The sequence below is a fragment of the Hymenobacter cellulosivorans genome (genome assembly GCF_022919135.1).
In the GTDB taxonomy this organism is placed as follows: domain Bacteria; phylum Bacteroidota; class Bacteroidia; order Cytophagales; family Hymenobacteraceae; genus Hymenobacter; species Hymenobacter cellulosivorans.
Genome location: NZ_CP095049.1, coordinates 5,842,517 through 5,865,518, shown reverse-complemented (window position 1 = coordinate 5,865,518; position 23,002 = coordinate 5,842,517). Strand labels below are relative to the sequence as shown.

The 23,002-nt window shown below is 58.8% G+C and carries 21 protein-coding genes; 17 read left to right on the top strand and 4 right to left on the bottom strand.

What is annotated here, in order from left to right; genetic code table 11:
• The first annotated feature begins 204 nt into the window (after positions 1–204).
• The 10 genes from MUN80_RS24820 (at position 205) to MUN80_RS24775 (ending at position 10,996) form a co-directional block, all read left to right on the top strand.
• Positions 205–1,833 (top strand): acyl-CoA carboxylase subunit beta, encoded by a 1,629-nt coding sequence (locus MUN80_RS24820; protein ID WP_244717472.1) that lies wholly within the window; start codon positions 205–207, stop codon positions 1,831–1,833.
• A gap of 24 nt (positions 1,834–1,857) precedes the next feature.
• Positions 1,858–2,637, top strand: a complete 780-nt coding sequence (locus MUN80_RS24815) for a toll/interleukin-1 receptor domain-containing protein (RefSeq protein WP_244717470.1) — start codon at positions 1,858–1,860, stop codon at positions 2,635–2,637.
• A 66-nt stretch (positions 2,638–2,703) separates the two neighbouring features.
• Complete coding sequence (locus MUN80_RS24810) at positions 2,704–3,324, top strand: hypothetical protein (RefSeq protein ID WP_244717468.1); 621 nt, start codon at positions 2,704–2,706, stop codon at positions 3,322–3,324.
• Positions 3,325–3,599: 275 nt separating this feature from the next.
• Positions 3,600–4,226, top strand: coding sequence for a helix-turn-helix domain-containing protein (locus tag MUN80_RS24805; RefSeq protein ID WP_244717466.1), 627 nt, complete (start codon positions 3,600–3,602; stop codon positions 4,224–4,226).
• Positions 4,227–4,623: 397 nt separating this feature from the next.
• On the top strand, positions 4,624–5,454 hold the full coding sequence (locus MUN80_RS24800; protein WP_244717464.1) for a helix-turn-helix domain-containing protein: 831 nt from the start codon (positions 4,624–4,626) through the stop codon (positions 5,452–5,454).
• Positions 5,455–5,620: 166 nt separating this feature from the next.
• On the top strand, positions 5,621–6,358 hold the full coding sequence (locus tag MUN80_RS24795) for an SDR family oxidoreductase (protein ID WP_244717462.1): 738 nt from the start codon (positions 5,621–5,623) through the stop codon (positions 6,356–6,358).
• 236 nt (positions 6,359–6,594) lie between these two features.
• The gene (locus MUN80_RS24790) at positions 6,595–7,176 is read left to right on the top strand and encodes an HPP family protein (protein WP_244717460.1); all 582 of its coding nucleotides are present in this window, start codon (positions 6,595–6,597) and stop codon (positions 7,174–7,176) included.
• 105 nt (positions 7,177–7,281) lie between these two features.
• The gene (locus MUN80_RS24785; RefSeq protein ID WP_244717458.1) at positions 7,282–7,809 is read left to right on the top strand and encodes a PH domain-containing protein; all 528 of its coding nucleotides are present in this window, start codon (positions 7,282–7,284) and stop codon (positions 7,807–7,809) included.
• Positions 7,810–7,928: 119 nt separating this feature from the next.
• Entirely contained in the window at positions 7,929–9,656 is a 1,728-nt protein-coding gene (poxB, locus tag MUN80_RS24780) for a ubiquinone-dependent pyruvate dehydrogenase (RefSeq protein ID WP_244717455.1), read from the top strand.
• A gap of 452 nt (positions 9,657–10,108) precedes the next feature.
• On the top strand, positions 10,109–10,996 hold the full coding sequence (locus MUN80_RS24775) for a transglutaminase-like domain-containing protein (RefSeq protein ID WP_244717453.1): 888 nt from the start codon (positions 10,109–10,111) through the stop codon (positions 10,994–10,996).
• A gap of 180 nt (positions 10,997–11,176) precedes the next feature.
• Here MUN80_RS24775 and MUN80_RS24770 read toward each other — a convergent pair whose 3' ends face one another.
• Both MUN80_RS24770 and MUN80_RS24765 read right to left on the bottom strand, forming a co-directional pair.
• Entirely contained in the window at positions 11,177–11,788 is a 612-nt protein-coding gene (locus tag MUN80_RS24770) for a redoxin domain-containing protein (RefSeq protein ID WP_244717451.1), read from the bottom strand.
• A 15-nt stretch (positions 11,789–11,803) separates the two neighbouring features.
• Entirely contained in the window at positions 11,804–12,472 is a 669-nt protein-coding gene (locus MUN80_RS24765; RefSeq protein WP_244717449.1) for a 4'-phosphopantetheinyl transferase superfamily protein, read from the bottom strand.
• A gap of 157 nt (positions 12,473–12,629) precedes the next feature.
• On the opposite strand from MUN80_RS24765, the gene MUN80_RS24760 reads away from it, so the two are divergent.
• The 7 genes from MUN80_RS24760 (at position 12,630) to MUN80_RS24730 (ending at position 21,749) form a co-directional block, all read left to right on the top strand.
• Positions 12,630–13,565: a WD40 repeat domain-containing protein gene (locus tag MUN80_RS24760; protein ID WP_244717447.1), complete on the top strand. Its 936-nt coding sequence runs from the start codon at positions 12,630–12,632 to the stop codon at positions 13,563–13,565.
• A gap of 101 nt (positions 13,566–13,666) precedes the next feature.
• On the top strand, positions 13,667–14,686 hold the full coding sequence (locus MUN80_RS24755) for a DivIVA domain-containing protein (protein ID WP_244717445.1): 1,020 nt from the start codon (positions 13,667–13,669) through the stop codon (positions 14,684–14,686).
• 160 nt (positions 14,687–14,846) lie between these two features.
• Positions 14,847–15,212, top strand: a complete 366-nt coding sequence (gene folB, locus MUN80_RS24750; protein WP_244717443.1) for a dihydroneopterin aldolase — start codon at positions 14,847–14,849, stop codon at positions 15,210–15,212.
• 268 nt (positions 15,213–15,480) lie between these two features.
• Positions 15,481–15,903, top strand: coding sequence for a BlaI/MecI/CopY family transcriptional regulator (locus MUN80_RS24745; RefSeq protein WP_244717441.1), 423 nt, complete (start codon positions 15,481–15,483; stop codon positions 15,901–15,903).
• 7 nt (positions 15,904–15,910) lie between these two features.
• Positions 15,911–18,472, top strand: a complete 2,562-nt coding sequence (locus MUN80_RS24740; RefSeq protein ID WP_244717439.1) for a M56 family metallopeptidase — start codon at positions 15,911–15,913, stop codon at positions 18,470–18,472.
• A 165-nt stretch (positions 18,473–18,637) separates the two neighbouring features.
• Positions 18,638–21,184 (top strand): DUF5916 domain-containing protein, encoded by a 2,547-nt coding sequence (locus tag MUN80_RS24735; protein WP_244717437.1) that lies wholly within the window; start codon positions 18,638–18,640, stop codon positions 21,182–21,184.
• 130 nt (positions 21,185–21,314) lie between these two features.
• Positions 21,315–21,749 carry a VOC family protein gene (locus MUN80_RS24730; protein ID WP_311136257.1) on the top strand — a complete coding sequence of 145 codons (435 nt, stop codon included), beginning with the start codon at positions 21,315–21,317 and terminating at the stop codon, positions 21,747–21,749.
• Positions 21,750–21,797: 48 nt separating this feature from the next.
• On the opposite strand, the gene MUN80_RS24725 is transcribed toward MUN80_RS24730, so the two are convergent.
• Complete coding sequence (locus MUN80_RS24725) at positions 21,798–22,457, bottom strand: head GIN domain-containing protein (RefSeq protein ID WP_244717435.1); 660 nt, start codon at positions 22,455–22,457, stop codon at positions 21,798–21,800.
• Positions 22,458–22,504: 47 nt separating this feature from the next.
• On the bottom strand, positions 22,505–22,732 hold the full coding sequence (locus MUN80_RS24720; protein ID WP_244717433.1) for a hypothetical protein: 228 nt from the start codon (positions 22,730–22,732) through the stop codon (positions 22,505–22,507).
• Positions 22,733–23,002: the final 270 nt, after the last annotated feature.

Sequence of the window (23,002 nt, the reverse complement as noted above, 5' to 3'; positions counted from 1 at the left end):
CCTGACTACCATCGTAGCGCGAAGCCGCCGCTTCGCGCTACTTGCTTACCTTTGAATCCGCCTCCCCAAGGCGGATTTTTTTATGCACTCACGGTGAATGAGCGAATGAGTGAGTTGGTTGTTTAACTCGGGCCACCTGCGCGGTTTGAACCACACTTCACTCATTCGCTCATTCATTCATTCACTCCCACCTCCCCACCCACGATGAACCTTGAATTCAACAAGAACGAAGACAGCATTAAGCAGCTTACTTTTCAACTTTCCCAGCGCCTGAAGAAGGTGCAGCTCGGCGGCGGCGAGAAGCGCATTGAGGCCCATAAGGCTAAGGGCAAGCTCACGGCCCGGGAAAGAATTGCGTATCTGATTGACAAGGATTCCCAGACGGTCGAAATCGGCGCCTTTGCCGGTGAGGGAATGTACAAGGAGGAGGGAGGCTGCCCCTCGGGCGGCGTGGTGGTCGTTATCGGCTACGTGCAGGGCCGGCAGTGCGTGATTGTGGCCAACGACGCCACGGTAAAAGCCGGGGCCTGGTTTCCGATTACGGCCAAGAAAAACCTGCGGGCCCAGGAAATCAGCATCGAAAACAAGCTGCCCATTATCTACCTCGTCGACTCGGCCGGGGTGTACCTGCCGATGCAGGACGAAATCTTCCCCGATAAGGAGCACTTCGGCCGCATCTTCCGCAACAATGCCGTGATGAGCTCCATGGGCATCGTGCAACTGGCCGCTATTATGGGCCCCTGCGTGGCTGGTGGTGCCTACTTGCCGATTATGTCCGACGAAGCTATGATTGTGGACGGCACCGGCTCGGTATTCCTGGCGGGTTCCTACCTGGTGAAGTCGGCCATTGGTGAGAGTATCGACAACGAGACGCTGGGCGGTGCTACCACTCACTCCGAAATTTCGGGCGTGACGGACTACAAGTTTGCCACCGATGAGGAGTGCCTCGACCATATCCGCAACATCTTCGACAAGCTCGGCGCCAACCCCACGGCCGGCTTCTCGCGCAAAGCGCCCGTGGCCCCGGCCAAGGACGAGAAGGAAATCCTGGGTTTGCTGCCCGCCGACCGGGTGAAGCCCTACGACATGATGGACATCATCGAGCGGCTGGTTGACAACTCGGAGTTTGAGCCCTACAAGGACCTTTACGGGCAGACGCTGATCTGCGGGCTGGCCCGCATCGACGGCTGGGCCGTGGGCATCGTGGCCAATCAGCGCAAAATCGTCAAGACCAAGAAGGGGGCTATGCAGATGGGCGGGGTTATCTACTCCGACTCGGCCGACAAAGCCGCGCGCTTTATCATGAACTGCAACCAGAAGAAGATTCCGCTGGTATTCCTGCACGACGTGTCGGGCTTTATGGTGGGCTCCCAATCCGAGCACGGCGGCATTATCAAGGATGGGGCGAAAATGGTGAATGCCATGAGTAACTCGGTGGTGCCTAAGTTCTCGGTTATCATCGGCAACAGCTACGGGGCCGGCAACTACGCCATGTGCGGCAAGGCCTACGACCCCCGCCTCATCGTGGCCTGGCCCACGGCCCAGTTGGCCGTAATGAGCGGCGCGGCAGCGGCCAACACGCTGCTCCAGATTCAGGTGGCTTCGCTCAAAGCCAAGGGCGAGGAAATCACGCCCGAAGCCGAAAAGGAACTGCTGGACCGCATCAAGGCCAAGTACGATGAGCAACTCTCGCCGTACTACGCCGCTGCCCGCCTCTGGGTCGACGCCGTCATCGACCCGCTCGAAACCCGCAAGGTGATTTCCGAAGGCATTAGCATGGCCAACCACGCGCCCATTGAGAAGCAGTACAACGTGGGCGTGATTCAGGTGTAAAAGTAAATCTTCAAAACGTTAGTTATGCAAAACGAAGAAGTGATTAGACAGGAGGCAAAAGACTTCTATCATAATGAGATAGAATATGCACGCAGAAGCGAAGCAATTAATGATTTTCATGCAATTAAGAACCGTTTACTGGATTTTTATTCGCCTGAGAATAAAGCTCTTTTCTTAGATGAAATAAGCAATCTTGTTATGAGTTCATTGCAAAAGCATAGAGATGATAAGCATGGAGGAAAGCCTGGTATAGACTGTGGGTATGAGAAAAAGCCTGTGAAGCTTCTGTTCTATATACAGCAAGAAGTAGAGACTTTACCTATCGTAGCACATCAGAAAAATGCTGCTAATGCAAAACAAGAGAGAAAAAAAGTATTCATAAGTTATAGTCATTTAGATAAAGATTATTTGAACGACATACAGAGGCATTTTAAGCCTTTTCTGAGCCAAATTGACTTTTGGGATGATACAAAAATACTTCCTGGTCAGAAGTGGAAGAATGAGATAAGAAAAGCAATAGATGATAGTAAAGTAGCAATCTTACTTGTCAGCACAGATTTTTTAGGTTCTGATTTTATTTCAACTAACGAATTGCCTCCACTTCTTCAAGCAGCAGAGGAAAGCGGAGCAGTTATTCTGATCGTTATTTTAAAGCCATGCCTTTTTGAGGAGTTTGACGCCTTGAATCAATATCAAGCAATGAACCCTCCAAGCAGGCCTATTGTAAAAATGGAAGACTTTGAGAAAGAAGAACTATACGTAAACTTAGTTAGACAAACAAAGAGAATACTGAAAGGAGAGTAATTACCGGCCCGCCGCAACGCCCGTTGCGGCGGGCCGCTTTGGTTACAGAAAGAAAATTGCAAACTCATGCAGGACTTCCGTATGCTAGAAATTGACAAGACTGCCTTTCAGAATAATCTGTTGCTGACACAACAGTACTGTGAGTTGCAGTTGGCTAACACAGAGAAAAACCACGCTTCAATTTTGAGGAGTATCAACCCCATTATAAATGACGAGCTGGTCTTTGGTTTCAATTTTATAACCAGTTACGATTACCAATCCATTGGGATTGATATACCCGAACTCTACGTCTATACTTTCCACTCGAAATGGACGACAGACCCTTTTTCTGTTCCTATTGATTCCGTTGTTAACAATCTGTTTGCCGAGCAACTGAAGCATAAGGCTGCTTTGGGTATTGCAGGCAGTTCGCAATGTGAAGGCAGGATTTTGGCCGTTCGGATATGGGACACGATTGTTGACGGGGCCACGCAGGGCGAATCGAGGGGCTTTATGGACGAATACGATTTTCCGCCGGTAGACACCTGGTTTTACAAAGCCAGCACCGCAGACGATGCAATTCTATTTGCCTGGATTCCCAAACAGTTTATTTGGCTGGTCGATCAGGCAATTGCGGTGAATGTGCCCGATATGATGGGGTGGTTTGAAAAAGAGTATCCTGAAGACTATACGCGGGTTATGGGGTAAAATACCCGTGTAGTAGCGGATAACCCCGGCCCGCTGCAACACCCGTTGCGGCGGGCCGCTCTTGTTTCCGGGGCCGTGTTGGCTTCTACTCCGGCTTGGTAACAGCGGCTTCTAGTCGGCCTTGGTAAAAGAACCTCTTTATTTTCCCTGGGTCATATACTTCTAGTAGTATACGACCCTGCTTATCTTTCGAAAGACGTATACTGCTAGAAGTATATGACCGGCCTGTTAGTAGCAGGGTCGTATACGTGCCACTGTATAGTTAGCCCAGTTCTATGCCTAGTGTTCCTGCTGATTATCAACCCGCCGAGTTCAGCCTGACGGCCGCCGTGCGGGCCCACTTGGGAGTATCGACGCGGCAACTGGGCCGCTACCTAGGAGTAACGGCGGGGTTTGTTTCGCACATAGAAGTCGGGCGGCGGGGGCTGTCGGCGGCCCGGTTGCCACGCCTGCTCTGGCTCAGCCACCTGCTGCCCCCGCCCCTGGGGCAGGGGCAACCGGCAGTGCCCGGCCCGGCCTTGTTCGAGCCGCTGGCCCCGCTGCCTGCCCCCGATGAGCTGTTGCCGGCTTGGCCCGCCTCGGCCCCCGAACCGGCCGCCGAGGCCTTGCGGAGCCGCCTGCGCGAGTGTCGGCTGCTGCTGCTCACGCACGGGGAGGAGCTGGCCCGGTTGCAGGGGCGGGCCACCCAGCTGGCTCATCGGCGGTGGGGGTTGGCCCAGCTCCGGGCCGTGGCCCCACCCGCCGACCCAGATGAGGCCGCGCACTATGCCCGGTGGCTGGCTGAGCTGGCCGATGACCTGGCCCGGGAGGAGCCAAGTCCGGCTACCGCAGCGGCCTACCTGGTACTGCGGGCCCGCGTGGCCGGGCTGCGGGCCGAAGTGGCGGCGTTGGCCGCTGGCTAGCTCCTTGCCTAAAGGCGCTTGGCTTGACCCCACCCAGTTGCTCGGCTAGGCCGAGTGACCAGTACGCTTGAGCAGCTGTGCTGCGCCCGGGGCCGCGCCAGTAGAACAACCTGACGGCGCGGGACGCTCGCGGCACAGCCACGCGGGTATAGGCATCATTCGGCCTAGTCGAGCAACTGCGAAACCCATCAGGTACTACCTGCTAGCCTAGCCCACCGCAGTTCCCGTTGCGGCGGGCCGCTGTGGTTTTGGCCGCCCGCTTACGACTACCCCGAACAAATGGCCCGCTGAGTAAAGCAACTTCGGCCTTTTCAACAAAGTACCTCGCTGCCGGGTGGTTTACCTTTGTGCTGTTGATACGCTTTGCAACCTGACCAACTGCTAACCACTACGCCCCATGCCCAAGCAACTAAACCACCATGCCGAAATGGTCGTCGTGTGTAGCGGCGACGTGCGCTACGGCGGGGAGCTAATCTACGAAGACCACCTTCTGGTCAGGGTGCTGGCCGGGGAGCTGAGAGTGGTGCTGGCCGACCGCACCCTCATCTGCGGGGAAGGCGACACGGTGCTGTTGCCCCGCAGGCAGCTCGCCACGCTGATCAAGTATCCCAAAGACGGCACTGCCTATCGGGCCGTAATCATGAAGCTGTCCATGGCCAGCGTGCGGGCCTACTACGCGCAGCATCCGGCCAGGGCCACGGGGCCGGCTGCCCCAGGCGTGCTGCTGTTCCCGCAAAGCCCGCTGTTGCAGAGCCTGTTCGCCTCCTTGCTGCCCTACCTGGAACTAGAGCAGACGCTGCCGGAAAAGCTGCTGGCGCTCAAGGTAGCCGAGGTAATCGAGATACTGCGCAGCCTCAGCCTCAGCAGCGACGCGGTGCTGGCCGACTTTGCCGAGCCGGGCAAGCTGAACCTGGTCGAGTTTATGGAGGCCAACTACATGTTCAACCTGCCCCTGGCTTCCTTTAGCTACCTCACCGGCCGCAGCCTGACTACGTTTAAGCGGGACTTTCACAAAGCCTTTCAACTCAGCCCCCAGCGCTGGCTCACCCAAAAACGCCTGGCCCTGGCCCATTACCAGCTCTCGGAAAAGAAACGCAAGCCCGTGGAGCTCTACCTGGAAGTCGGCTTCGAGAATCTGGCGCACTTCTCCTATGCCTTCAAAAAGCACTTTGGGTACCCGCCCACGGCCCTGACCGGGCCCGGGAGTGCCCCCGTTGGTAGCCAGTAGCGCTGTCCCCGTAAGCCGGGTTTCTTCGGCTCTCTCCACCTTCCTCTTCACGCTTTACTAGGCCCTTGTTCGGGCCTGGCCGGTAGGGCTGTGCCCTTACCGAAGTAGTCCGGCCGGAAGGTCTCGGCCGGGTAGTTTCTCTTTTTACTTACCCATACTTCACCCCATGAAATCAGCCTTAGTAACCGGCGCCAACAAAGGCATCGGCCTGGAAGTCGCCAAACTACTCGCCCAGCACGGGTTTTTCGTTTACCTCGGCAGCCGCAACCTGGAGAGCGGACAAGCCGCCGCCCAGCAGCTCAACGCCCTCGGGCTCACCACTGTCGAAGCCGTGCAGCTGGACGTCACCAATCCTGAGTCCATCCAAGCGGCCCGCCGGGCGGTAGGCCAGAAAACGCCCGTACTGGATGTGTTAATCAACAATGCCGGCATTAGCGGGGGCATGGTGCAGCCGGCATTGCAGGCCACGCTGGCGCAGTTTCGGGACGTATTCGAAACCAACGTGTTCGGCGTGGCCGGCGTCACGCAGGCGTTTATCGACCTGCTGGAAAAGGCTCCCGCGCCGCGCATCGTCAACGTGAGTACTGCTATGGCCTCGCTGTCGTCGTACGCCGACCTGGACAACGAGGCGCTGGACTACCGGTTTCCGGTGTATCAGTCGTCGAAAGCGGCTTTGAACATGTACACCATCAACCTGGCCCACGCCCTGCGCGGCACGGCCTTTAAAGTGAATGCCGTGTGCCCGGGCTACACCAAAACCGACTTCACCGGCCACCAAGGCACCAGCACGGTCGAGGAAGCCGGGCAGCGCATCGTCAAATACGCCCTGATTGGGCCCGACGGACCCACCGGCAAGTACTTCAGCGAGGAATACTTCCCCGCCCCGGCCACCTGTCCGTGGTAGGAGCGTTTGTGGCTGCTACCGGAGCCCGGTTGCTTTCCGAAGGTGCTACCCAGCACTACCTCCTCTCGGGTACCGCCCGGTAACCTGGTCGCCCGAACAGGAAGTGGAGTGACACAAGTGAAATATTTTTTTCGATTGTGTCACTCCACTTCCTGCTTTCGTGAAAGTCCACTTCACGGCTGCTCATTTACCTTTGCCCGGCCAACCACCAAGGCCCACAGGCCTGAGTACGACGAATGCAAAGAAGATTGCGGCAGCAGGCCCGCCGGGTAAAGCTGATTATTTACGAGGAAACCCTCTTCGACTACAAAGAGCACATCTGGACGTTTCTGGGCTCCTTTATCGGTATTGGCCTCATTGGCCTGCTGAACAGCTACGTGCTGGAGCGCACCGACACGCTGTGGATAATTGGTTCGTTCGGGGCAACCTCCGTTCTACTGTACGGCCATATCAACTCGCCGCTGGCTCAGCCGCGCAACCTCATTGGTGGCCACCTGATTGGCGCATTTATCGGCGTCACGGTGCAGAAGCTGGTGGGAGGGGAGCTGTGGCTAGCTGCGGCCCTAGCCGTGTCATTAACCATCGTGGCCATGCAGATGACCAAGACCCTGCACCCACCCGGTGGCGCTACTGCCCTCGTGGCTAACATCGGCTCGGCCCAGCTCAAGGCGCTCGGCTACTGGTATATGCTCATGCCGGTGCTGACGGGCGTCGTTATTCTGTTGCTGGTGGCCCTGGTGTTCAACAATATCACGGCCACGCGCAGCTACCCGCGCAACAAGGATTGGTATAAGATCTGGCGCCGCCGCTACGTGTAGCAAAGCTGACGGCTGGTAGCCGCATTCCCAAACCAATACTTCCTGCTGTATGCCTGCTAACCTATCCTTATCGGTATGTTGCGGCCTGAATACTATTGTACATGTATGAGCAATTTCCCGGTGTATGGACTCATTGCCATTGGGGTATTTGTCCTGACGCAGTATCTGGCAAAAGCCTCGAAGCACGCGCCCGGCCAGGATGCCGAGGGTCATATCCTCGTGCTGATGCCGGGCTTCTTCCGGCTCCTGGGTCTGTTTTCGTGCGCTATCGGGCTGGGTTTGCTGTTGTGGGCCCTCTTCGAGCATAACCCGGATGATATGGGCCTCCAACTTCTGCTGGCGGCTATGTTTGGGGGTATGGGCCTGTACTTGCTGCTGAGCTGGTACGGGGGGCGGCTTACGCTCACGCCGGAGGGCATCTGGCGCCAATCTATGCTGGGCCAGCCGCACCTGCTACGCTGGGAGGCCATCCAGACTGTCCGCTTTAGTGCCTTTAGCATGGCAGTACAGGTATCGGACGGAAAACGGCAGGTCAAGTGCTACACCTACTCGGTGGGGGCCAACCAGCTGGTAGAGGAGCTCACCCGGCACCTGGGCCGTTCACGGGCCGAGTTGGGTATTCCCAACTTCTAGCGCGCAGTGGCCGCTGAGCTACTAGAGGCGTCCGGCCGCGCAGCCCGCGGGCAAAGCCAGTCTGAAATGGGCATAACTCCGCTACTTCCCGTATAGCCTTCATCCTATACCCGAAGATTATGGCGAAGAAAACTGTCTCCGAAATTATTGTCGATACCCTAATTGCCGCCGGCGTAAAGCGCGTCTACGGCGTGGTCGGCGACTCGCTTAACGGCATTACCGACGTTATCCGGGCCCGGGAGGGTATTGAGTGGATTCATGTGCGCAATGAGGAAGCCGGGGCCTTTGCCGCCGGCGCCGAAGCCCATGTGACGGGCAGCCTAGCCGTGTGCGCCGGTTCCTGCGGCCCCGGCAACACCCATTTGCTCAACGGCCTCTACGACTGCCACCGCAGCCGGGTGCCGGTGCTGGCCATTGCCGCCCAGATTCCCAGCGTCGAAATTGGCAGCCAGTACTTCCAGGAAACCCATCCCGAGCTCACCTTCAAGGAATGCAGCGCCTACTGTGAGCTGATTGGCCACGCTGACCAGACCGTGCGCTGCACCGAAATTGCCATCCAGACGGCCCTGACCCAGCGCGGGGTGGCGGTGCTGGTCGTGCCCGGCGACATTAGCCACCAATCAGTAGAGACGCCTGAGCCGCGGCTGCCGGTGCTGCGCAGCAAGCCCACGCTGGTGCCCGGCATCGAGGAGCTGCGGGCCGCTGCTGACCTACTCAATACCAGTGATAAGGTGACCATTATGGCCGGCGCCGGCTGCGCCCAGGCTCACGCCGAACTATTGCAGGTGGCCGAAATGCTGGGTGCGCCGGTGGTTCATGCCCTGCGCGGTAAAGAGTACGTAGAGCCCAACAACCCCTACGACGTGGGTATGAGTGGCCTGCTGGGCTTCACCTCCGGCTACGAGGCCCTGATGGCCGCTGACGCCATGCTCATGCTCGGCACCGACTTTCCCTACGTCCAGTTTCTGCCCCAGGAAGCCCGCACCGTCCAGATTGACCTGCGCGGCGAGCATATCGGCCGTCGCGCCCGGGTCGAAGTAGGCCTTGTCGGCGACGTAGCTGCTACGCTGCAGGCTCTGCTGCCCTTGCTGAATCATAAGTCGGACCGCCGCCACCTGGAGAAGTCTCTGGACCACTACCGCGAAGCCCGCCAAGACCTCGACGAGCTGGCTGTAGGTGAACCCGGCGACGCGAGCATGCACCCACAGTACGTGGCCCGCTTACTCAATGAGCAGGCCGCCGAGGACGCTATTTTCACCTGCGACGTAGGCACCCCTACCATCTGGGCCGCTCGGTACTTGCAGTTCAACGGCAAGCGCCGCCTTATCGGCTCTTTCAACCACGGCAGTATGGCCAACGCCATGCCCCAGGCCCTGGGCGCTCAGCTGGCCTTTCCCGGCCGCCAGGTTATTGCCCTGGCTGGCGACGGGGGCTTTGCCATGCTCATGGGCGAGCTGCTGACGCTGAAGCAGCTCAAGACCCCGGTTAAAATTGTCATTTTCAACAACAACAGCCTGGCCTTCGTGGAATTGGAAATGAAGGCCTCGGGCATCCTGCACTACGGCACCGATTTGGAGAATCCCAACTTCGCCGCCCTGGCCGAAGCGGCTGGCATCCGTGGCATCCGCGTCACGGACCCCGCCGAGTTGCCTACCGCCCTAGCTGCAATGCTGGCCCACCCCGGCCCGGTTATTTTGGATGCCGTGGTGAAGCGCACCGAGTTGTCGATGCCGCCCACCATTCAGAAAGAGCAGGTGCTGGGCTTCAGCCTCTACACGCTTAAAGCCATTATGAGTGGCCGTGGCGACGAAGTGCTGGAGCTGGCCAAAACCAACCTGCTACGGTAAGGCAGGGGAGTGGACAGAACGTCTTCCGGATATAGGGAGACACCTTGCCCAAGTCGTCTGTCATCCTGAGCATTTCGCGCATGAAGCGGCGACGAAGGACCTACCCCCACCTACCCCAGCAAGGTCGATGCCGACGTGTAAAAGCCTTTTACCAAGGACGTGGTGAATGGCTTTTCACTTTGCATAAGCTTAGGCAGAACGTAGAAGAAGGTACTTCGCAGGCTCAGGATGACAAACAAAGGACGCGTACTGCTTTTCCTGCCCCAACGAAACCCTGTGCCAGCCGTTGTTGCAACAAAACAAGTCCTGATCTTCCCCTTGCCCCGGAATTGAACAATATTCCCCCGGATATATGTTAATTCCCGGCAGCCGACGGCGGCCAAACCGCCTCGGTTGCTTTTATTTGCTCTTCTCCGCATATCGGTGGCTTCGCGCTGCCCGCTCACGCATCCATGACCAACAAAGAAATTAAAGCCCTCATTTCCCTGCTGGACGATCCGGAAATTGCCCCGCAGATTCAGGACCGGATCCAGACGCTGGGGGAAAGTATTATCCCGTTTTTAGAAGAATCGTGGGAGGAAAGTCTCGACCCGCAGCAGCAGCAGCGCCTCGAAGACCTGATTCACAACCTGCAGTTTGAAGGCCTGCAGCAGCGCCTGCGCGTGTGGCGCGACTCGGGCGGCGAAAACCTGCTCGAAGGCATGTGGCTGCTTAATTCCTACCAGTACCCTGATGCCGACCTGCAGGCCCTGAACCGCGCCATCGAGCAGCTGCGCTTCGAAGTCTGGACCCTGCTGCGCCCCGATATGCACCCCGCCGACCAGGTGCAGGTCCTAAACCACGTGCTGTTTCGCAACCATAAGTTTGCGGCCAACACCCAGAATTTTCACTCGCCAGCTAACTCCATGCTCCACCTGGTGCTGGAAACCCGCCGCGGCAACCCGCTTACCCTCTGCGTAATCTATCTGCTGGTCGCTCAGCGACTGGAACTGCCCATCTACGGGGTGAATCTGCCTAACCTGTTTGTGCTCACCTTTCAGCCCCAGGACAAAACCTTTCCAGCCTTCTACATCAACTGCTACAACCGCGGCCTGATTCTCTCGCGCACCGACATTGAGCACTATGTAGCCCAGCTGAACCTGTCGTCCAATGACATTTTCTTCGAGCCCTGTTCCCACCTCGACATCGTGCGCCGGGCCCTGCGCAACCTGATGCTGAGCTTCGAAAAGATGCAAGAGCCCGCCAAAGCCGCCGAAGTAAGCAAGCTCCTGGCCATCCTCACCGACGAAAGCGGCAACGTGACGGACGGCGAAACGGGAGCCGAAGACGACGAGGAGTAAGCCGGTCCTTCTTAGCCAAAGATTCTAGAAACCCATGTCCTTGCGAGGAACGAAGCAAGGATATGGGTTTCTAATGTAAAAAGCCCTAACGCCTGCTCTGGCGTTAGGGCTTTCTGGTGAAAGAGCGTATATCACGAGCAGAGGGCGGATGGCTTCAGCCTCGCAAGAACAAGCGTCAGGCTACGGCTTTTTAATCAAACAGCCGGCGGCGCGCTTATCGGGGATGCCGGCGGGGCGGCCAGCCAGGAGGTTATCCAGCACCTGGGCCAGGTATTTTTCCTTGGCGTAGGCTTCCACCTGAGCATTGTCGTCAATGGCACCTTTGTAGCGAATCACGAAGCCAGTTCCGGCGGGCACGAGCACCACGGCTTCGGGCGTTTTGGTGGCACCCAGCAGGGTGCTTACCTTCTGACCTTCGTCGGTGAGGTAAGGATAATCCTCGCCGCCGGTGGTTTTCATCTTGAGCTTCTCGGCATCGGCCGCGTCGGCGGTAGCCTCCAGGTTGATGGGCGTATTAATGAACAGGAACTGCACGCCCCGGCCGCTGTAGGCCGAGTTTAGGGCATTCAGCCGGCTCTGGTAAAGCTTGGAAAAGGCGCAGTTGGGGTTCACGAACACTACCACCACAGCCTTGTTTTTGGCGTAGCTGCTGAGCGTTACCGTCGCATTGGTGGGACTTTGCAGGCTAAAGTCGCTGACCGAGCGGCCATCCTGAGCGCGGGCTACCCCTACGGCAAGAGCGGAAAAAACTAGGGCTACGGCAGCAATAAGGGAAATTCGGCGAAAGGTCATGTACGGGGGCGAAAGTCAGAAGGAGGGAGGCCGCGCGTCTTCCACGCAGTAGGTCAGCACGTAGTCGGGGGCAGGGCGCTGGTAGTGAATCTGGTGTTGGCTGCGGGAGTTTTCTAGCAGCAGGTGCCCCGTCAACACACCTGCCTCCCGCAGCTCAAACGGGTTGAGCCGAATTTGCTCTTTGAACACCAGGCCCCGGCGGCTATGCAGCTTATAGAGCGTCTCTTTGGCACTCCAATAGAGACTATGTTTAGCTACATCGTCGCCGGTGTTGGCTAGCTCGTCTTTCGATAAAAACCTGGGAGCCAACAATTGCGCTTTGGTGCGAATCAGTTCAATATCTGTGCCAACGCGGCCGCGAGTAGCCACGATGCCCGCCAGCCACTGGCCCGAGTGCGACAACGAAACTGCGTAATCAGGTAGCTGCTCGAAGTAAGGACGGCCGTTTTCGTCGTTGCGCAGCACGGCCCGGGCCTCGGGGTTTACCTGCGCGAGCAAGGCGTGGGCCAAAGCCCGGCCACCCAGCCACTGCAAGGTGCGGGCTTCGTCGCGGGTTGTGGGCTGCAATTGGCTGTATAGTTCGGGTCGGGGTACCTGGCTTAGTAAGTCGGCGGGCTGCTCCGTCAGGTGCCACAAGCCCAGCAGGGCATGGTCGGAAAGCGGCGTGACGGAGTGCAGGGGCATAAACCAATATACGTGGGGTAAGGCCGGGTCAGACTTTGGGCCGCAATAAATAAAAAGGCCGTTGATAAAAGCAGGCCATAGGATAACGTGGTGCGGGCGGAGTCTGCACGGGTCGTCAAAACTGGCGTATTTTTGCCCTAAATCCTAACCCAAGCTCATGCCGCTGCTGTATCGTCCGGAGGTTCACAAACTTGCCACCCTGAGCGGCCACCACGACTGCGTGTACGCCCTGACCGGCGACCCGGCGCAGCCTATCATCTACTCGGCCGGCTCCGATGGCTTTGTGGTCGCCTGGAACACCGACCAGCCCGAGCGGGACGGCGAACTGGTAGCCCGGGTCGAAAACTCGGTGTACGCCCTGCATTACGTGTCCGGCCGCCATCTGCTGCTGATTGGGCACAATTTTCAGGGCGTGCAGGTCATCGACTTAGAGCAGAAAAAGCTGGTTCACGCCACGGCTTTGCCGCCCATGGCCATCTTCGATATTGCTTATTCCGCGCCGCGGCAGCGCATTTACGTGGCCCTGGCCGATGGCACGCTGGCTGTGCTGCACGCCCAGGATTTTCGGCTGCTGCACCTGCTGCGGCTCTCCGAGAAAAGTTTGCGCTGCCTGGCCCTGCACGAGGAGCGCAACGAGCTGGCCGTGGGTGGCAGCGACCAACTGATTCGGGTGCTGGACGCCGATACGCTAACCGTGAAATACACCCTGGAAGGCTCGACCAACTCGGTGTTTACGGCCACGTATTCGCCCGATGGGCGCTGGCTGCTCACGGCCGGCCGCGACGCCCACCTGCGCATTTGGGACGTGGCCAACGACTACCGGGAGCAGCAGACCATTATTGCCCACCTGTTTGCCATCAACCACGTGGCCTACAGCCCCGACGGGCAGTTTTTTGCCACCTGTAGCATGGACAAATCCATCAAGCTCTGGGAGGCCGACAGCTTCCGCCTGCTGCGCGTGCTCGACAAGGCCCGGCACGCCGGCCACGGCACTTCGGTCAACAAGTTATTTTGGTCCGGACCGCGGAAACGGCTAGTTTCGTGTAGCGACGACCGAAGTCTTGCGGTTTGGCAACTGGTGCAGAGTAGCTAGGAGTGAGGCCCGCAGTTGTGCATTAACCAGTACCGCCGCGGGCCGCGCTCCGGCCATTTTTCCCGCTTCCGGCGGTTCCTTTCTTCTTCCTTTGTACTCCCATGAAAATTACCGCCCTCGATATTCGGCAAAAAACCTTTGAAAAGGCCTTCCGCGGCCTCAACAAAGAAGAAGTAGAAGCCTTCCTGGTGACCTTGTCGCAGCAGTGGGAGCGAATGGGTGACGAAAACCGGGAGCTGCGCCTCAAGCTGGAGCACGCCACCCAGGAAGTAAGCAAGATGCGGGAAGTGGAAACCTCCCTCTACCGTACCCTCAAAACGGCCGAAGACACCGGCAACAGCATTACCGAGCAGGCCCAGCGCGAGGCTGAGCTGCGGGTGCGCGAAGCCCAGCTCAAGGCCGAGCAGATTCTGGCCGATGCCCGCCAGAAAGCCCGGCAGGTAGTGGACGATGCCTATAAGCAAGCTGAGCGCACGGTAGGCGAAATGAAAACGGAAGTAAACGGCCTGGGCCAGGAGTGCCAGCGCCTGGAAGGCCAGCTCGAAAGCCTCGTGCGGGATTTACAGCGCCTGGCCAACGACACCATCGACAAGGTAGAGAAAGTGAAAGCTCGGCCGAAAACCGAGGCGGCCGCCATCCTTTCCCGGGCGGCCAGCGTAAAGGTGAGTAAACCTGATTCCTCACCCGAAACCGATACTGCCATGTACGTAGGCTCTGCTTCCACCTCTTCCGTAGCCGCCGTAGCGGGTGCCACTGCTGCCACTGCCGGCGGCGTAGCCCTGCGCGACACGCCCGCCGCCCGCCCCATCGGGCCGCAGCCTGGCAGCTACAATCCCAAACCCGGGCAGCAGCCCGACCCAGGTGCCCCGGCCCAAACGCCCGGCCCCGACATCGAGCCCAACCGCACGCCCAACGAAAACCCCGGTCACGTAGACCCTTCGCGCATTTATAACCCTGAGCCGGCCCGTGTGCCCGACCCCACCGGTCCGCGCATCGAGCCCACCGCCCCAGACATCCAGCCCATTGGCCCTGGTCACCCCGAAATCACCCAGCCTTCGCCTTCCACGCACCCGGGCATGGCTGCTACAGCTGCCGAGAAGTCGTTCTTCGACGAAATCTAGACCACGGGTTCGACGGATTTTGTAGCCGATTATGGGAAAGCCTGCCTCTTGGGGCGGGCTTTCTTTTTATGAGGTTTCTTGCCCGTATCTTTTCTCCACTCAGCCTCATCAGTGAGGGAAGTTTATAACCCACCGTTTCACAATTTCACTACCTCACCACATGGGCCAGATTGCACTGGAAGGAATGGAGTTTTTTGCCTACCATGGCTTTTTCGAGGAAGAACAGAAACTCGGTAACCGCTACACCGTCGATTTGTACATTGGTACCGACCTGCACGCCGCCGGCACTTCCGACAACCTGGACACGACGGTGAATTACGTGGAGCTCTACGGTCTTGTGCGGGAGGAAATGGCCGTTTCGGCGCGGCTGCTGGAACACGTGGGCCACCGGATTCTGGACCGGGTGCTCGGGCAGTTTGCCCAGGTGAAATCGGTGAAGGTGAGCGTAGCCAAGCACAACCCGCCGTTTGGGGGCGTCTGCGCCCGGTCGCGCGTGACGATGAAGCGCAAGCGGGCCAAGGGGTAACTGTACTCTGGTTGGGTAAAAGTTAACCAGGAAAAAACAGCTTTGCTGCTGGTTTTCCTGGTTGTGGAACTTAATGAATGGCGTTTAATTGGGTGGCATCACGTTGGTAATAAGCCGTTAAACAATGGGTTTAGTCAGGTTTCGCGTTACCAGGAAGTGGTGCCTTAACTAGATATACGAAATAAATCGTAGGTAAAATTTGCATCTACGATTCACTTCGTATATGTTTGATGTACGAAGTAGTTCGTATCAAGCAAAGCACCCCATTATGAGTAAGGCATCCCTTCCCAAACCCACCGAATCGGAACTCGAAATTTTGCAGGTACTCTGGCAGCATGGCCCGAGCACCGTCCGGTTCGTGAACGACGAACTTAGCCAGAAGCGCGAAGTAGGCTACACCACCACGCTGAAGCTGTTGCAGCTCATGCTCGATAAGGGCCTCGTGCTGCGCGACGACGACAGCCGCACCCACGTGTACCGCGCCGCCGTGCGGGAAGAGGAAACCCAGAGCCAGCTGCTCGACCGGTTTGTGGAAGCCGCCTTCGGGGGCTCGGCCATGAAGCTGGTCATGCAGGCTTTAGGCAACCGCCGCACATCCAAAGAGGAGCTACGCCAGATCCGGACGCTGCTCAACGAAATCGAACAGGACAAACCCGAAACTGAGAAAGGAGGCCCCGATGAACTGGCTTGAGAATACCTTGACGCCGGAACTGGTCCGGGCTGTGGGCTGGACAATTGTGCACTCCCTGTGGCAGGGAGCCATTGTCGGCTTGGCGTTGGTGGGGCTGTTGCTGGTGCTGCGCCGGCACTCAGCTCAGGTGCGCTACAACGTGGCCGGCTTGGCCCTGGTGATTATGCTCGGGCTGGCGCTGGTTACGTTTGGGCGGCACTACGCCCTGGCCCTGACGGCAAAAACACCCGTGGCAGCCGCTTCAGCTGCCACACCGGCCGCCTCAGCAGCTTCGCTGACTCTGTTGGCCCCAGCTGCGGCATCCTCGGCCGTAGTTGCCGAGCAGTCAGTGTCGCTGCTCGAAACCGGCCGGCAGTACTTCGACCAGCACTTGCCCCTGATAGTGGCGGCCTGGTTTCTGGGCTTGCTGGCCATGACGCTGCGCATGCTCGGCGGCCTGGCCTACGTACAGCGCCTGCGCCACTACCGCGTCGAGCCGCTGTCGGAGCAGTGGAACGAGCGGTTTAAGGCCCTGGCCGCCCGTGCCGGCATCAAGCGCACCGTGACCCTGCTGGAGTCGGCGCTGGTGAAGGCCCCGCTGGTGGCCGGTCACCTCAAGCCGGTGATTCTGTTGCCCCTGGGCACCGTTATGGGGTTGAGCCAGGCCCAGCTGGAAGCCATTCTGGCCCACGAACTGGCCCACATTGCCCGCCGCGACTATTTGATGAACATCCTGCAGTCGGTGGCCGAAATCCTGTTTTTCTACCATCCCGCCGCCTGGTTTATTACGGCCTGTATGCGCACGGAGCGCGAAAATTGCTGCGACGACGAAGCCACGGCCATCTGCGGCGACCCGCTGACGCTGGCTAAAGCCCTGGCTGCTCTGGCCGAAATGGGGCAAAATGTGTACCCTACGCCCCGCCTGGCTTTGTCGGCTGTGGGCCCCGATGGGTCGTTGCTGGGCCGCATCCGGCGGCTAGTACAGCGCCGCGCTGCGCCCACCTTCTCGGAAGGCTTCATGGCAGCACTGGTGGTAGTGGGTGGTCTGGCTTTGATTGGGCTGACGACCGTAGTAGCCATGGCCAACCCGCGGCCCTGGCCCGAGCGTGCCAAGGAACTCGTTGGTGCCGTTTTTGGCCCCGAAAATAGCATGTGGGCTAAGAGTCTGCCTGCATTCCAGACGGCTACTGCACCCGCCGCGCCCATCGGCGACGATGATGACAAGAAAAAGCGCAAGTCGAAGAGCAAGGACGACAAGCACGTAGTAATTGTGCGCGATGCCCAAGAAGGGCAGGTGATGCGCCGGGGCAAAGACGGGGGCACCGTAGTAGTGAAGCGCGACAAGAAAGGCCGTGTAACCGAACTCTACGTGGACGGACAGCGCATCGATATGGAAGAAGCCACTGCTAAGCCCAAAGCCAAGGCCAACACCACCGAAATCATCCGCCTGGCCCCAAGCAGCCGCACGGCGCGCCGCTCGGGTTCTAACTCAAACTTCAATTTCGATTTCGACTCTCACAACTTCGGTATGTCGGCCCGCGACCAAGAGGAGCTGCGCAGCTCGATGCAGCGCCTGGAGCAGGATCTGGCCCGCAGCGGCGACGAAATCCGGCGGGCCCGCACCTACGTGCTGGCCGACGGCAACCGCGTGGAAATCCGTGCCGGCAAAGACGCCAGCATTGCCAACGACCGAATAGCTGCCAAGGCTCTGCAGGAAGCCGAAAGCTCGCTGCGCGAAGCCGAACGCAATGAAACGGATGCCAGAGCCCGGGAAAAAATCCGGGAGGAGCTGGACCGCGTGCGGGAGCGGCGCGACGAACTGCGCGAGCGGCAGCAGGAGGCCAATGAGGCCGCCCGGGAGCGGCAAGAAGCCGACCGCGAGCGGCAGCAGGCCGAGCGCGAACGGCAGCAAGCCGAGCGGGAAGTGCGCCAGGCCGAACGGGAACGGGCCCAGGCTGAGCGCGAACGAGCCCGCGCCATTCGGGAGGAGCAGAGCCGCAAAGTAGAGGAAGCCATGATTGATGAGCTGGAGAAGGACAAGCTCATCAAGGATAAGAAGTACTTCCAACTGGTGCTGAAGGGCAATGAAATGGTAGTCGATGGGCAGAAGCAGTCCGAAGCCGTAGCGGCCAAGTACCGCAAACTGTTTGAGGACGGCACCGGCCGTACCATCGGCTCCACGGGTTCGGTGGTGTTCAGCAACACTGGCAACGACAGAAACCGCATCTACTCCAACACTACCAGTAGCTCCAGCGACATGCCTACTCCGCCCGCGCCGCCGGCTCCTCCCCGGGCCCCGAAGGCCCCGCGTAGCAGCAGCCTGGCGCCGGTTCCTCCGGTGCCCCCCACGCCACCCCGCGCACCCCGTGCCCCGCGCAACGTGAAGGTCAACTCGGTGGCCCTGGGTGAGCAGCTGCGCAAAGACGGCCTGATTGACGCCAATTCCCGCTCGTATCAGTTTCAGCTCAACCCCTCGGGCATGACGGTGAACGGGCAGCGGCAGCCGGAGGAAACGGCCAAGCGTTACCGGGAGCTGCTCGGCAAAACCGACGGCAAAAACTTCAACATGGACGTCGTTATTACCGAATAAAACGATGTTCCGGAAAAAAGGCCTGCCAGCTGGCAGGCCTTTTTTTGTGGCTTTCCCCGCTGCCCTGAGCAACCATTCGGCATCGGCTATCATCTATCACACTCTCTCCCACATCTTCATTCTGCGTTCATGTTTTTACGTGTCCTCCTCGGTTGTTTTTTAGGAATGCTCACGTATTCGGCTACTGCGCAAACGCCCGCCGCAGAAACGCCTGCGCCCACTGCCGCTGCGGTGCCGGCGCCCAAAAAGCACCTGCAGGCCCTGCGCATCACGACCCCCGTAAAGCTGGACGGGGTGTTGGACGAGGAAAGCTGGCAGCAAGCTCCCATTGCCACCGACTTTATTCAGAACCGGCCTAACCCCGGCCCGCCCGAAAAGCACAAAACCGAGGTGCGCGTGCTCTACGACGATGCCAACATCTACGTGGGCGCCGTGATGCACGACGTGGCCGCCGACTCCATCATGCGGGAGCTAACCGCGCGCGACAACTTCGGCAACACCGACTTTATCGGGATTTTTCTGGATACCTACCATGACAAGCTCAACGGCTACGGCTTTTTCGTGACCACCGGCGGGGTGCAGATGGACGCCCGCTACTCGCCCGCCAGTGGCGAAGACTTCAACTGGAATGCCGTCTGGGACTCGCGCACCAGCGTGAAAGGCACCGACTGGTACGCCGAAATGCGGATTCCGTACTCAGCTATCCGCTTCAGCAAAACAGCCGAGCAGGTGTGGGGCCTCAACTTTATGCGGCAGCGCAAGCGCGACAACCAGGCCTTTTTCTGGAACGAGGTAAAGCCCGCCGTGGATGGCTTCGTGAACCAGTGGGGTACGCTTGAAGGCCTGCGCGACATTGAGCCCCCGCTGCGCCTTTCGCTCACGCCCTACATTTCGGGCTACGTCAACCACAACCCGCTCAACGAAGAAGGCACGCGCCGCACCACCACCAGCTTCAACGGTGGGGCCGACGTGAAGTGGGGCATCAACGAAAGCTTCACCCTGGACGCTACGCTGGTACCCGACTTCGGACAAGTGCAGAGCGACAACCAAGTTCTGAACCTCTCACCCTTCGAGGTGCAGTTTGCCGAAAACCGACAGTTCTTTACTGAAGGCACCGAGCTCTTCAGCAAGGGCAATCTGTTTTACTCCCGTCGGGTGGGGGCCACACCCATCGGCTTCTATAATGTGGAGGCTGGCGACAACGAGAAAATTGTGCGCAACCCGGCGGAAACCCGCTTGCTGAACGCCACTAAGGTCTCGGGCCGCACGAGCAAGGGGCTGGGCGTGGGCGTGTTCAATGCCGTAAGCAACGACGTGTACGCCACGATTCGGAACACGGAAACGGGGGAGGAGCGCCAGGAGCTAACCCAGCCCTTCAGCAACTACAACATTGCCGTGCTCGACCAGAGTTTGAAAAACAACTCCTACGTCTCGCTCATCAACACCAACGTGACGCGCTTTGGGCGTACTTACGACGCCAACGTGACGGGCGGCCTGTTTCGCTTCGCCAACAAGAAAAACTCCTACGCCGTGGATGGCCGCCTGGTGTACTCGCGCCGCCGCGGCTACCTGTTCCATGACGAAGAGCAGGTCGACGACCAGGACGGCTACAAGTACCAGGTGGGGGTAAGCAAAATCAGCGGCAGCTTCACCTGGGGCCTCAACCAGGGCATTGAGTCGCACACTTACAACCCCAACGACTTGGGCATTCTGTTCGGCAACAACAATATTTCCCAGGGCATTTATGGCAACTACAACCATTACAAGCCCTTCTGGAAGGTTAATAACTTCTATTCCTACTTCGGCCTCGACCAGTCGTACCTCTACAAGCCCACGCTCTACCAGAAAACCAACCTCTACGGCGGAGCCAACACTACCTTTACCAAAAGCTTCATTACGGTCGGCTTCGACTTCGATGTGAACCCAGTGAACCGGGATTATTACGAGCCCCGGGTGGAGCCGCTGGGCGAGTACTATGTGCGAGTGCCAGCCAACGGCAATTTCGGCGCCTTTGCCTCGTCGGACTACCGCAAGAAGCTGGCCCTGGATATGAACGCGGGGGTGCGAGTGTATGAGGAAGACGACCGGTTTGAGCGGCCCCGCCGTTTGGGCATCGGGTTTGGCTTCTCGCCGCGCTACCGCGTCAGCAACAAGCTCAACTTCCGCTACAGCCTCGACTGGAGCACTAACCGCAACCAGATTGGCTACGTGAACCCCTCCAGCGGCGACGACGGCAGCCTGAGCAGCGACTACCCCGAGGACAAGAAGATTCTGGATGAGTTTCCCAACGCCATTCTGCTCGGCCGCCGCCGCGTCGTGACGGTGTCGAACGTGCTGCAAGGGGCTTATACCTTCACCAACCGCATGTCCTTGACCATTCGCACCCGCCACTATACCAGCACGGTGCGCTACCTGGGCTTTGCCCGCCTGGCCCCAGGCGGCGAGGAAACGGCGGTAGACTACCAGCGCAACCGCGACAATACCTTCAACGCCTTCAACATCGATGCGGTATACTCGTGGTGGTTTGCGCCCGGCTCCCAGATCAGCATCGTCTGGAAAAACGCCGGCTCCACTTTTCTCCAGGCCAATCAAGCCACACCGCTGTACTTCGACAACCTGAGCAACACCATCAATACCCCGCACAACAACTCGGTGTCGGTGAAAATCCTGTACTACCTGGATTACCTGGCCATTCGGCCCCGCCGGGCCTAGCCTGACCAACTGAACTTATTGACAAGGAGCCTGCCCGAAAGGACAGGCTCCTTTTTTGCGGCGTACCTTTAGAGTTACCAGGCAAGGCGACTTTCGGACAAACTCAACTCTGGCTCACTTGCCTGCCCGAGTGCCACCACACACTGTCCTTAGCACTACTTATCAGATTGAAACGATGCAGCTGGGTTCTATAGCCTTATTGGTCCGCGCCTACGACGAAGCGCTGGCCTATTACGTCGGAGTGCTGGGCTTCCGGCTTCTGGAAGATACCGACCTGGGCGCCGGCAAACGGTGGGTCCGCATTGCACCCCACGGCGCCGAAACCGGGCTGCTGCTGGCCCTGGCCCGCGGAGAAGCCCAGCAAAAAGCCATTGGCAACCAGAGCGGCGGCCGGGTCTTCCTATTTCTGCATACGACCAGCTTCTGGGCCGACTACCACCGCCTGCAAGGCCGGGGCGTGCAGTTTTTGGAAGAACCACGCCAGGAAAGCTACGGCCTTGTCGTCGTCTTTGCCGACGTCTACGGCAACAAGTGGGACCTGCTCGAAGTGCCGCTTGGGCTGTAAGTCCAGTCGTTCCGTTTTAGGAACTAACTGAACGAAAGCCGCCGCTCCTTACTCCACGTGCCGAATCTCGCCGGCGCCGTACTGCTGCACGTCCGTGAGGAGGGCCGGGCCGGCGTAGTGAATATAGCCGGCGCCCATGTGCGAGAGGTTAATGGTTTGCTCGGCGTAAAGGTCCAGGTTGCCGGCTCCCAGGTTGCGCAGGCGTAGGTGTTGGGCCAGCAGCTCCCGGGTGTTGATGTAGCCGTCTGCTGCATTCTTGATTTGCACTTCCCCCGCGGTGCCGCTGAGGGTCACATTGCCGTGGCAGGCCATGTTTACGGTAAGCGCCGGCGCTTCGAGCTGCAGCGTGGTGTCGCCGTGGGAATGAATTTTGACCTCTAACGGGCCCGAGGCCACCAGCGTATTGCCGCTGCGCACGTTGCCGTGGCAGGCGCAATAGAGCGTGTCGAGCTGGCGCAGATGCACTGTCACGCGCAGCTCGGTGAAAGCCGGGGCCCGGAGCTTATTTTCACTCGTGACGTAGAGCGTGCGGCCCGAATTGACGACCTCCAGGTGCTCCAGCAGGTTGTCGTCGGCTTCCACCACGACTTTTTCTTCGGCCCCGTACAGGAGCTCTACAGTGCCGTGCACGCTCAGGTGCAGGCGGGTAAATGAGGAAACGGGATAGTCGCGGCTGACCAGCACGCCGCTGCCTTTGACTTGCATCATCTGACGAAGTTGTTTAAATGAGGGCATTGAAAGTTGGGTTAGCAGGGCTAGTCAGGTAGTGGTTCGCAATGGTAGCCACTTTCCCGCAAAACCGCCGCTACGGTATGCACATCGAGCCACTGGCCGGGGGTATGCACGCGCAGCACCCGGTCACAGTCGTCGAGGTCGAAGCTGATGCGGGCTGCAGAAGGCAAGCGCGCCAGCAAGTGTCCGCGCAGCTCGGCCGCCGCTACGGGGCAATTGACAGTAGTGCGAAAAACTTCCAGGTCCAGCATCAGAAATGGTAAGCGCGGGGCTTGAAAAACTATAGCCGCGCCAACAATGCAAAGGTGCGGCCTGCCGCAGCGGCCGACGTTATAGAAATGGGAGTCAGACTTATAGAATCGGGATTTTTGATTCCTGTCAGGAGCTTGCCCAAGCCTAGCCCGATGTTCCAGTCAACGAAACCGGCCCGGTTTGCCCCCGGGCTTAGCCGCAAATTCCGGGAGCTATAACTCAAGCTCCCGGAACTGTAACCCAATCCAGGCTTTTCACCAGCAGCTTTG

Excerpts from the sequence above, each read along its gene's own strand:
- MUN80_RS24820 (WP_244717472.1), top strand. The coding sequence starts at position 205 with ATGAACCTTGAATTCAACAAGAACGAAGACAGCATTAAGCAGCTTACT.
- MUN80_RS24815 (WP_244717470.1), top strand. The coding sequence starts at position 1,858 with ATGCAAAACGAAGAAGTGATTAGACAGGAGGCAAAAGACTTCTATCAT.
- MUN80_RS24810 (WP_244717468.1), top strand. The coding sequence starts at position 2,704 with ATGCAGGACTTCCGTATGCTAGAAATTGACAAGACTGCCTTTCAGAAT.
- MUN80_RS24805 (WP_244717466.1), top strand. The coding sequence starts at position 3,600 with ATGCCTAGTGTTCCTGCTGATTATCAACCCGCCGAGTTCAGCCTGACG.
- MUN80_RS24800 (WP_244717464.1), top strand. The coding sequence starts at position 4,624 with ATGCCCAAGCAACTAAACCACCATGCCGAAATGGTCGTCGTGTGTAGC.
- MUN80_RS24795 (WP_244717462.1), top strand. The coding sequence starts at position 5,621 with ATGAAATCAGCCTTAGTAACCGGCGCCAACAAAGGCATCGGCCTGGAA.
- MUN80_RS24790 (WP_244717460.1), top strand. The coding sequence starts at position 6,595 with ATGCAAAGAAGATTGCGGCAGCAGGCCCGCCGGGTAAAGCTGATTATT.
- MUN80_RS24785 (WP_244717458.1), top strand. The coding sequence starts at position 7,282 with ATGAGCAATTTCCCGGTGTATGGACTCATTGCCATTGGGGTATTTGTC.
- poxB (WP_244717455.1), top strand. The coding sequence starts at position 7,929 with ATGGCGAAGAAAACTGTCTCCGAAATTATTGTCGATACCCTAATTGCC.
- MUN80_RS24775 (WP_244717453.1), top strand. The coding sequence starts at position 10,109 with ATGACCAACAAAGAAATTAAAGCCCTCATTTCCCTGCTGGACGATCCG.
- MUN80_RS24770 (WP_244717451.1), bottom strand. The coding sequence starts at position 11,788 with ATGACCTTTCGCCGAATTTCCCTTATTGCTGCCGTAGCCCTAGTTTTT.
- MUN80_RS24765 (WP_244717449.1), bottom strand. The coding sequence starts at position 12,472 with ATGCCCCTGCACTCCGTCACGCCGCTTTCCGACCATGCCCTGCTGGGC.
- MUN80_RS24760 (WP_244717447.1), top strand. The coding sequence starts at position 12,630 with ATGCCGCTGCTGTATCGTCCGGAGGTTCACAAACTTGCCACCCTGAGC.
- MUN80_RS24755 (WP_244717445.1), top strand. The coding sequence starts at position 13,667 with ATGAAAATTACCGCCCTCGATATTCGGCAAAAAACCTTTGAAAAGGCC.
- folB (WP_244717443.1), top strand. The coding sequence starts at position 14,847 with ATGGGCCAGATTGCACTGGAAGGAATGGAGTTTTTTGCCTACCATGGC.
- MUN80_RS24745 (WP_244717441.1), top strand. The coding sequence starts at position 15,481 with ATGAGTAAGGCATCCCTTCCCAAACCCACCGAATCGGAACTCGAAATT.
- MUN80_RS24735 (WP_244717437.1), top strand. The coding sequence starts at position 18,638 with ATGCTCACGTATTCGGCTACTGCGCAAACGCCCGCCGCAGAAACGCCT.
- MUN80_RS24725 (WP_244717435.1), bottom strand. The coding sequence starts at position 22,457 with ATGATGCAAGTCAAAGGCAGCGGCGTGCTGGTCAGCCGCGACTATCCC.
- MUN80_RS24720 (WP_244717433.1), bottom strand. The coding sequence starts at position 22,732 with ATGCTGGACCTGGAAGTTTTTCGCACTACTGTCAATTGCCCCGTAGCG.